This is a genomic window from Moraxella caprae DSM 19149, from assembly GCF_000426885.1.
In the GTDB taxonomy this organism is placed as follows: Bacteria; Pseudomonadota; Gammaproteobacteria; order Pseudomonadales; family Moraxellaceae; genus Moraxella; species Moraxella caprae.
This window is the reverse complement of record NZ_AUGF01000064.1, coordinates 1-8647: the sequence shown is the minus strand read 5'-3', so window position 1 is coordinate 8647 and position 8647 is coordinate 1. Positions and strand designations below refer to the sequence as shown.

Genomic DNA, 8647 nt, shown 5'->3' with positions numbered 1-8647 from the left:
TAACAAATGCTAAGTTTATCCTAGCAGACAGTGGTTATCAAGGCATACAGCATTTATACAAGCAAGCCTTTACGCCACTAAAACAAACTAAGAAATATCCACTTGTACAAGAAGCCAAAGATTATAACGCATTATTGTCTAAAACACGGGTGAGAGTAGAACATATCTTTGCCAAGTTTAAGGCCTTTAAAATGTTCTCAACCACCTATCGTAAATCATTGGCAAGATTTGAACTTAGGGTAAAGCTCGTGTTTGGGTGGATTGGGTAGTTTTGCAGGATGTCTAATAATATTTTATTATTGCCGTCTTTATTGCAAGAATCGGATTTGGTGGCGGTATTGCCCAAACATCTTGCCCAAACCCTGCCAAACGTCCGCCTGCAAAATCCGCCCATAAATATTGACGGCTTTACCATAATGATGACGTGGCACGAACGCACCGAACAGGATATGGCTCATCGTTGGCTTCGGGGGGTTGTGCTTGATGTGATTGGGGGTGTTGAACATTGATGGCATTTTAGTGGAATTTGATTAGGGCGTATCAAACCTTTATAATACAATTTAATGTTTAGAAATTTTATAGAAGTAAAATGATGTTTTGCATGAAAAATGACTATCCGACCACTTAATTTAAAAAATTAAGTTAAAACTCTTAAAATTTACCCAGTCAAGTGGTCAGATTGCTTTTCATCGCCAGAAACTTGCTTGATAAAAACTCACAACCTGCGTTTTTTCCTTGAAAAACGGGCGATTCCCCTGCTTTTTTAAACAGACATTTTTCATTGCAAATACAAAAGGCAGGCACGCCCTTTCTACTGTTTGTAGATGATCTCTATCTGCTGTTATGTTGGCGTTTAAGATGATTAACCCCACTGCCTGTCCCGAAACGCCACTGCCGTGTCTTTGGCTTTTTTGATGGCAAGTTTGCGGTTATGACTGGCAAAAAGCTTTAATTGCCACAGTTTTTCTTGGTATAAAGTCAGATGGTCGCTTGGGTGCATGCGATTGATGAGGCGTTTGCTTGCCAGTATCGCATCAGGCGAGCGAGTGGCAATCTCATCGACTAGGGTTTTGGCACGTGCCATCGGCTCATCATCTATATGAGTGATGAGTCCGTAGTCATAAGCGGTCTGGGCATCAAGCAGGCGAGCAGACATGGCAAGCTCTTTTAGCTTATCCTTGTCGATATCTCTGGCAAGACGGGTCAGTCCCATGTCAGCGACCAGCCCCCCATTTGGCTTCAAGCACCGACCATGTCGCCGATGGGTGGCTGATACGCACATCCGCCCCCATGGCAAGCTGTAACCCTGCCCCAAGGCACACGCCATCGACCACAGCAATCACTGGCACAGGCAGGCTTTGCCAAACCAAGCACACCTTTTGAAACAAGCTAGGGGCTGGCTTTATCAGCTCTTTGGTGGCAAAAATCATGTTCTTAGGTGAGCCAAACACCGCCAAATCCAGCCCACTACAAAAATCCGTCCCGCCTGTGATGATGACGGCACGCACCGATTTGTCCGCCTTGATGTGGCGTGCGGTCTTGATTAACTCTTGCATCATCACAAAGTCCATGGCGTTCTTTTTGTGGGGGCGAGATAAGGTAATGATGGCGGTGTGGTTATCATGGCTTAGCGTGAGTGTTTGCATGGGCTCTCCTTTGTTATGCTTTATACCATTTTCCAAGGTAGGGTGTCTTCATCATCATGACCGCCTGACTTAGGTGTTGGGTCGGGGGTCGGGTCGGGGATGGGGTCAGGGGCGGATGAGTTTATTGCCCCATTTGCCAAAAAGTCTTCGATGTCAATATTTTCAAGGCTTTCTAGGGCATCGATGAGTGAGCGGTAACTGGGGCGAATGCTGATGAATTGCCCTGCTGATGTGTCGTCTAAATTGGCACGGCACTTTTGTTCAAAGTCTTCTGCCGTGGCTCTAAGGCGTGGCACGCCCGTGTAGCGACTGCCCCCGACCAACCGATGTGTGATGTCAGCAAGGGCAACCCTGTCTCTGTCTGCCCATGCTCGTTCTAGAGCGAGCTTTTCGCTCTCGCTGCTCTCAATAAGTAGTGAGAGTAAGGTTTTGGCAAGGTCGTCTTTGTTGGCGGAGCGTGCCAATGCGTCCGCCCAGTCGATGTCAAGCAGGGTGGGTTTGGCTTTATCAGCTTTATGGGCGTGCTTGCTCTGTTGAGGGGTTAGCCCATTGTCATCCACGCCTTTATCCATGCCTTTATTTGTGTCTTTGCCTGTACCGTCACCCATGTCATCACCTGTCAGTTCGCTCATCTCGCCCATCTTGCCATAGGGCGTACCTGCAAAGTTGGGCGTGCCGTCTGTGGGGGCAAGCACAGGCCTGCCCGACTCGCCAAGCCAGCGTGAGAGCGTCTGCACCAGCTGTTCATGCCCGATGGGTTTGCCGACATAGTCGCTAAGCCCTGCCGACACCAATCGCTCTTTTTCGTCAGACAGACCGTGGGCGGTTAGGGCGATGATGGGGATGGGGGGGCGGTTGTGGCTCTCTTCGATTTTGCGGATTTGGATGCTCGCTTCTAACCCTGACATTCTGGGCATTTGAATGTCCATAAAAATCAAATCAATCCGCTCGCCCATACTGATGGCACGGGTCATGGTCTCGATGGCATCAAAGCCATTATGGGCGGTGATGACTGCCACGTCAAGCTCGCCAAGCAAGGCTTCTAGCACGAGCAGGTTAGGCGGATGGTCGTCCACTGCCAACACCCGATGACCTGAGAATTTACTGATGGGGGTATCCTGCATGGGCTTGTCATCGGCGAGCATGGCGATAAGTTGGCGTTTGTTCATGGGTTCGTAGAGTGCGTGCGTTTGGTATTTGTCCAGTAGGGCGTTGTCCATGCCCACTTGATAGCCATAGGCGGACAGTTTGCCCTGATAGCGAGAGCGGATTTGGCGAAGGATGGCACCGACATCATCCAAGGACGCGTCCTGCCCAAAATAATCCACAATCACCCAATCAAAACCATGCCCTGTCTTGTCTAGCTGTTCTAACAAATCGGCAAAGCCGATGGCGAAATGCACGTCCACGTCCGACCCTGCCAAGGTTGCTTTTAGCACTTGGATGGCAGGGGCGTGGTTTATCCACACCAACAGTTTGGTTGGGGCAAGTTTTGTTAGACTGTATAAATCGTCATCGGTATCTGTCTCATCAGGAGCCTGCACGCTTGCACCGCCTAGATGAACGGGCATCTCAAACCAAAACGTCGCCCCTGTCTTGGCGATGTTTTCGCTGTTATTGTCATAAAAACCTATCGTTCCGCCCATCAGTTCGGTCAGCTGTTTACTAATCACAAGCCCCAGCCCCGTTCCGCCATAACGACGGGTCACTGACAAATCGCCTTGGCTAAAACTTTTAAACAGCGACGCTTTGTCATCATCGGACACGCCCTTACCCGTGTCTTCAACGCTGATGTTTAGATAGCCATCATTGTCATCGGACAGACCCACACGCACCACCACGCCCCCTGTATCAGTGAACTTGATGGCATTACCAACGAGATTAGTTAGGATTTGTTTGACTCGCAGACTGTCACCTGTTACACGGTTTGGCACGTCATTATAAAACAGTACCGACAGCCTTAGGTGCTTTTCTAATGCCATGGGCGAGAGCATGTCCACCACGTCATAGATGGCAGAGTACAGGTCAAACCCATGACTGTCTAGCACGAGCTTGTCCGCTTCTAATTTTGAAAAATCAAGCACGTCATTGACCAAAGCGAGCAGATGGGCGGATGATTTTTTGATGGTCTGGACGTACAGGCTTTGCTCGGCACTTAGACCGTTACGACCATCATGGCGACCATCGTGCCGAGCCAGCAAGTTGATAAAGCCGTCAATGCTGTTTAAAGGTGTGCGTAACTCATGACTGATGTTTGCCAAAAATGCCGACTTGGCATGGCTAGATGACACCGCCAAATCCCGAGCTTTGCGAATTGAGATGGTCTGCATTTCCATCTCATCTAGGGCGTGCTGTAAATCCTGTTCGGTCTCATTGGCGTGGGTTTTTAGCTCATTAAAACTTGCTGACAGTCGTCTCATGGCTTGGACAAAATCCCGTTGTAGCAGGGAGAACTCGCCATCGGCATTGGTCTTGATAGGTTTGTCAATGTTGTCGCTGTTTAGCTTTTGCAAAAACAGACGCATTTCATAAATCGGGGCAATCCAGCGTTTCGAGTAGATATTTAAAATGAGCAAAAGGAGCAGTAGCGTGGTCAAACCCGTGATGGCAAGGGCAAGCACCACTCGATAACTGGTAATGGTTAAAGGCTCGCTGTCCATCTCAGCGACGACATAATAAGGCGTGCCATCAAACGTCATCTGCCTGCCATAGCTTGTGCCATAAGTGCTGTGATAACGTTCAAAATTACCTTGATATTTATTCATGACCCCAAGCAGTTCATCACTGGCAAAGGGGGTGTCATCATCATAACCGCCATGACTGACCAGCAGACGATAATCCCCATCAAAAATCGCCATACGCCTGACTTGTTGGGGCGATATTTTATGAAAAAAGTCATCAAAGGCAGGCAGGGCAGGCGTGGGGCTGTGTGTGTCGGCAAAATGACGAGTTAGGCTCATCTCATAGCGAAGTAAGGCGGTGCGTGCCAAAGCGTCCTGCTCAGAGAGTAACGCCTGTCTGACTTCACGAAAAACAAGTACCCCACCGACCATCGCCAAGATGACTATCGGCAAAAACACAAGGGCGACCAATTGCCCGTAAGCACTGCGTAAGTTAAAAGGGGTTTTTTTCATGAGTGGGCTATGTTGTCAGGCAGATGGCATAGTTTAGCATAATTTCAAGGTGAATTTTAGGGGTAATTTTAGGGCTGATTTAGGGGGTTTTAAGATGATTTTTAAGGCAAATTTACTGGTAAATTTAACGGTAAAAATCCGTTTGTGCTATAATGTCGCCATTTTAATAGATAGATGATCACCTAACCATGACTGATTTGACCGCCCCAAACGCCCTAAATCGCACCCTATCCCACACCGTTGGCAACACACCCCTTGTCCGCCTGACACGTCTTACTACGGACGTAAACGCTGATATCTTTGCCAAATTAGAAGGCAATAATCCTGCAGGCTCAGTCAAAGACCGCCCTGCTTTTAATATGATAAGCCAGGCCCAAAAACGTGGGCAAATCAAACAAGGCGACACGCTCATTGAAGCCACAAGCGGTAATACAGGTATTGCCCTTGCCATGGTGTCCGCCATGCTCGGCTATAAAATGACCCTTATCATGCCGTCGAATTCCACCCAAGAGCGTAAAGACGCCATGCGTGCCTATGGGGCGACCTTGATAGAAGCGGATAATATGGAAATGGCTCGGGACATGGCTCTTGCCATGCAAGCGGACGGCAAAGGCATTGTCCTTGACCAATTTAACAATGACGACAACTGGCAAGCCCACTACAAGACCACCGCCCCCGAAATCTGGGAGCAGACAGGCGGACGGATTACCCATTTTGTGAGCAGTATGGGGACAACAGGGACGATTATGGGTGTGTCTCGCTTTTTAAAGGAGCAAAACCCTGATGTTCAAGTGATTGGTCTGCAACCATCAGACGGCTCAAACATTGCAGGGATACGCCGTTGGGAGCCTGAATATTTGCCTAAGATTTTTGATAAATCGTGGGTGGATACGATTATGGACATCAACCAAACAGATGCCGAACACTATATGCGAGCATTGGCACGCACGGAGGGGATATTCTGTGGAGTGTCAAGCGGTGGGGCAGGCTTTGCAAGCCGCCAAATCGCCAAACAAATCAAAGCAGATGACCCCAAAGCCGTGATTGTCTTTATCGTCTGCGATAGAGGGGATAGATACCTATCCACAGGGCTGTTTGGGGTTTAATTTTATTGGTTAATTTTTAAGGAAAAAAAGTCATGCCTACCGCACCAATTCTCATTTTTGACATCGAAACCATTCCCGACCTTGACACAGGGCGACTGCTCTACCCTGAGATTGCCACACTCTCTGATGATGACGCCCAGACGGCTCTGACCGCCATCAGAGAGGCGGAGGCTGGCAATCCTTTTATGAGACTGCCTTTGCATAAAATCGCTTGTTTGTCGTTTTTGTGGGTGAGTGAGGATAAATTTAGCCTAAAATCGCTAAGCCTACACCAAATGAGTGAGGCGGAGATTTTGACGACCTTTTTTAGGGCATTTAATCAAAAGCCTGCCCCCACGCTTGTGTCATGGAATGGAGCAGGGTTTGACTTGCCTGTCATGCTCTATCGTGCCTTACACCATAGGCTGACCGCTCCCACGCTCTTTAACAGCCAGTCGCCCAATTATCTGTATAAATATGGCGACGCTCACATTGATTTGATGGATAAATTATCACTGGGTAATTATGGCAACAAACAAAAGCTAGACACCATTGCCAGTCTGTGTGGATTTGCTGGTAAGGGCGAGATTGACGGCTCGCAGGTTGTGCCGATGGTCAAGGCAGGACAGTGGGACAAGCTGACCACCTACTGCGAATCGGACGTGCTAAACACATGGCTTATCTATCTAAGATGGCAACTTCTAACAGGCAGGTTCTCGCCCGATGTCGTGGCAAATTATGAAAAACTTACCCACGACAAATTATCACAAATAAAAGACGGTGAAACGGTACGACACGCTGAATTTTTGGAGGCGTGGCGGTAGATTGGGGTGGTTAAGCACGGCTTTATTTGGCGGGTATAAATAAATGCCTGTTTAGTCCGCCCACTTCTCAATCGCCCGCTCCACCACCATTTGCGTAAAGGTTTGAATGCTTGGCACGCCAGAACCACGAGGACCGCCAAAATTTAAGCATTCAATGTGATATTTTTTAATAAAATCAAGAATATAATCAGACGCAATTTCCACCGAAAACACATTCATATCAATCAAAAGATACGGTTTGTTTTGGCTGATACAAGTTTTTAAGGTCAATTCTGTTCCGCCTTTCGGCACAATTTGTGCATGATAAATAATCACAGTCGCATCGCTGTCTATCACATTTTGGTGGGTGCGTTAGGGGTAGCCTGCCCCTTTTAGGGATGTGAGCAGATATTTGTCGTCAATCACACCGTCTTCGGCCCGTCTGTCTTCGGGGCAATGCCCACCACACGCCACGCCTTTATTTAACGCACCGTCCAACGCACCCCTATCCACGCCCGTTTGTCCGCCTGAAATGATTTTAGGGAAAGTCATTTTATTTTGTTTTTAATAATTCAATAATTTCTTTTAAGGCATTTATTTCGTTTTGTTTTTGTTCCAACAATTCATCTTTATGCTGAATGGTTAATTCTGCTTTTTCTAATTCTGCCAATAATATTTCATGTCCATTTTTTCCAAACAAATAATACATAGATAATTTACTGTCTGTATTATTGTTTTGTTGAGCATCGCCAGAGATGTAAAAGGTTGCTCCATTTTCACAAAAATCCAAAAATTCCACCGTTGTCATATCAAAAATTTTAGCAATTTTTTCAATTTTTGGTAAATTTGGATTGCCAACATCTCGCTCAATTTGAGCATAACCGTCAGTTGTCATATGTAATTTCTCCGCCATATGTTCTTGGGTAAACCCTTTTAAAGCTCTCAATCGTTTGAGTGTTTTACCGATTTGTGTCATAACCGTAGTATCTCTATGGGTTGGACTGTGAGTTTGTAGGTGTAATTTTGTTAAAAAGTTATTTAGAATTAAATTCTAAGATATTTTTTGAAATTTTGCAAGTTTTTAGGTGGATTATGGAAAAGAAAAGTGAAGTTCCTTTGATGATTTTGCAGGGTTTTATAGGACTTACCCTGTACGGATTCTTAATACTCAGTACAATAGTAATTAACGGAGAAATACTAGATGCAAAAAATATGTCTACATTTTCTCAAATTATATTCATTTTTATGGATATTGCTTTTGTATCAATAATTCCTCAGATTGTAGGCTCATTATATCCTATGCGTGTCCGCAGGTTGGTGTATGTGCCACTCATCATAACTTTTTTATTCACTTTATCCATATCTGTTATTATATTTTTTCCAGCTATGAAAGTTTAATTTACGAAGGGTATAAATATTCACTCATTATGTGGTGGGCAATAAATATTGCTATTTTTTGTGCCTGCCTTGAAGTTTTGGAATCCCGTTTACAAGATGCAAATATTGATAGTGCTGTTGCGATACTTTTTCTTATCCCAGTTATCAATCTAATATTGGTAATCACTCTATGTTTTATGGCTGGAACAGTAGGAACAAACCAATACGGTGAAGACCCAAGACAAAAAGGGATGCCGAAACCACCCACAGCATAAAATAAATAATAATGCTTTTATTAATAAAAACAAGGCTTAAATGTTAGAAACAGTCGCGTTATTTACAGTATTAAGGTAAAATACTGCAAATGAACATACACAAAAACACAAGACTGCTTCCCCACCATAGGGAAGCCATTTGGACTGCTTATCACAAAAACAAGCAATCATTGACTTCACTGGCACTCGAGTACAAAGTATCAAGACCTACCATTTACAAGGTCTTAAAACTTGCTCGTGTTAAACTGCTTAAACCCCAAACCAGTACCAACAATCGCTTTAAACAAGCCAAGTATGGCATTAAACGCTTAGCTAAGATTGAAAAGT

At 45.7% G+C, this 8647-nt stretch carries 11 protein-coding genes and 1 pseudogene; 7 read left to right on the top strand and 5 right to left on the bottom strand.

The window, feature by feature from the left end; genetic code table 11:
• Together K941_RS0111560 and K941_RS15775 are read left to right on the top strand one after the other, a co-directional pair.
• Positions 1–269: transposase family protein (locus tag K941_RS0111560; RefSeq protein WP_029103734.1), on the top strand; the 269-nt coding region annotated here is incomplete at its 5' end.
• 9 nt (positions 270–278) lie between these two features.
• Positions 279–509, top strand: a complete 231-nt coding sequence (locus tag K941_RS15775) for a type 2 periplasmic-binding domain-containing protein (protein WP_051226053.1) — start codon at positions 279–281, stop codon at positions 507–509.
• A gap of 353 nt (positions 510–862) precedes the next feature.
• Here K941_RS15775 and K941_RS17830 read toward each other — a convergent pair whose 3' ends face one another.
• From K941_RS17830 to K941_RS15765, 3 genes are read right to left on the bottom strand one after another with little or no spacing between them, the layout of a single operon-like run.
• Positions 863–1243: a Clp protease/crotonase-like domain-containing protein gene (locus K941_RS17830; RefSeq protein WP_228130411.1), complete on the bottom strand. Its 381-nt coding sequence runs from the start codon at positions 1241–1243 to the stop codon at positions 863–865.
• A complete protein-coding gene (locus tag K941_RS17825) occupies positions 1215–1646 on the bottom strand; it encodes an enoyl-CoA hydratase-related protein (protein WP_228130410.1) in 432 nt (143 codons plus the stop codon). The genes K941_RS17830 and K941_RS17825 overlap by 29 nt, the downstream gene beginning before the upstream one ends.
• A 20-nt stretch (positions 1647–1666) precedes the next feature.
• Complete coding sequence (locus K941_RS15765; RefSeq protein WP_084137758.1) at positions 1667–4780, bottom strand: ATP-binding protein; 3114 nt, start codon at positions 4778–4780, stop codon at positions 1667–1669.
• Positions 4781–4968: 188 nt separating this feature from the next.
• On the opposite strand from K941_RS15765, the gene cysM reads away from it, so the two are divergent.
• Positions 4969–5886 (top strand): cysteine synthase CysM, encoded by a 918-nt coding sequence (cysM, locus tag K941_RS0111540; RefSeq protein WP_051226052.1) that lies wholly within the window; start codon positions 4969–4971, stop codon positions 5884–5886.
• A gap of 32 nt (positions 5887–5918) precedes the next feature.
• Positions 5919–6689, top strand: coding sequence for a 3'-5' exonuclease (locus K941_RS0111535; RefSeq protein WP_029103732.1), 771 nt, complete (start codon positions 5919–5921; stop codon positions 6687–6689).
• 51 nt (positions 6690–6740) lie between these two features.
• On the opposite strand, the pseudogene K941_RS15760 reads toward K941_RS0111535, so the two are convergent.
• A pseudogene (locus tag K941_RS15760) lies at positions 6741–7220 on the bottom strand (putative molybdenum carrier protein).
• A gap of 1 nt (position 7221) precedes the next feature.
• A complete protein-coding gene (locus tag K941_RS0111525; protein WP_036388311.1) occupies positions 7222–7644 on the bottom strand; it encodes a helix-turn-helix domain-containing protein in 423 nt (140 codons plus the stop codon).
• 47 nt (positions 7645–7691) lie between these two features.
• On the opposite strand from K941_RS0111525, the gene K941_RS17820 reads away from it, so the two are divergent.
• The 3 genes from K941_RS17820 to K941_RS0111510 form a co-directional block, all read left to right on the top strand.
• Positions 7692–8066 (top strand): hypothetical protein, encoded by a 375-nt coding sequence (locus K941_RS17820; RefSeq protein ID WP_029103730.1) that lies wholly within the window; start codon positions 7692–7694, stop codon positions 8064–8066.
• Positions 7958–8320: a DUF805 domain-containing protein gene (locus K941_RS18130; RefSeq protein WP_409365827.1), complete on the top strand. Its 363-nt coding sequence runs from the start codon at positions 7958–7960 to the stop codon at positions 8318–8320. Before K941_RS17820 ends, K941_RS18130 begins: the two co-directional genes overlap by 109 nt.
• A gap of 89 nt (positions 8321–8409) precedes the next feature.
• Positions 8410–8647 (top strand): hypothetical protein (locus K941_RS0111510; protein WP_029103728.1); only part of this gene is annotated, 238 nt, incomplete at its 3' end.

Bases quoted from the DNA above. Each gene is read 5' to 3' on its own strand.
- cysM (WP_051226052.1), top strand. From the start codon at position 4,969: ATGACTGATTTGACCGCCCCAAACGCCCTAAATCGCACCCTATCCCAC.
- K941_RS15775 (WP_051226053.1), top strand. From the start codon at position 279: ATGTCTAATAATATTTTATTATTGCCGTCTTTATTGCAAGAATCGGAT.
- K941_RS0111535 (WP_029103732.1), top strand. From the start codon at position 5,919: ATGCCTACCGCACCAATTCTCATTTTTGACATCGAAACCATTCCCGAC.
- K941_RS17825 (WP_228130410.1), bottom strand. From the start codon at position 1,646: ATGCAAACACTCACGCTAAGCCATGATAACCACACCGCCATCATTACC.
- K941_RS0111525 (WP_036388311.1), bottom strand. From the start codon at position 7,644: ATGACACAAATCGGTAAAACACTCAAACGATTGAGAGCTTTAAAAGGG.
- K941_RS15765 (WP_084137758.1), bottom strand. From the start codon at position 4,780: ATGAAAAAAACCCCTTTTAACTTACGCAGTGCTTACGGGCAATTGGTC.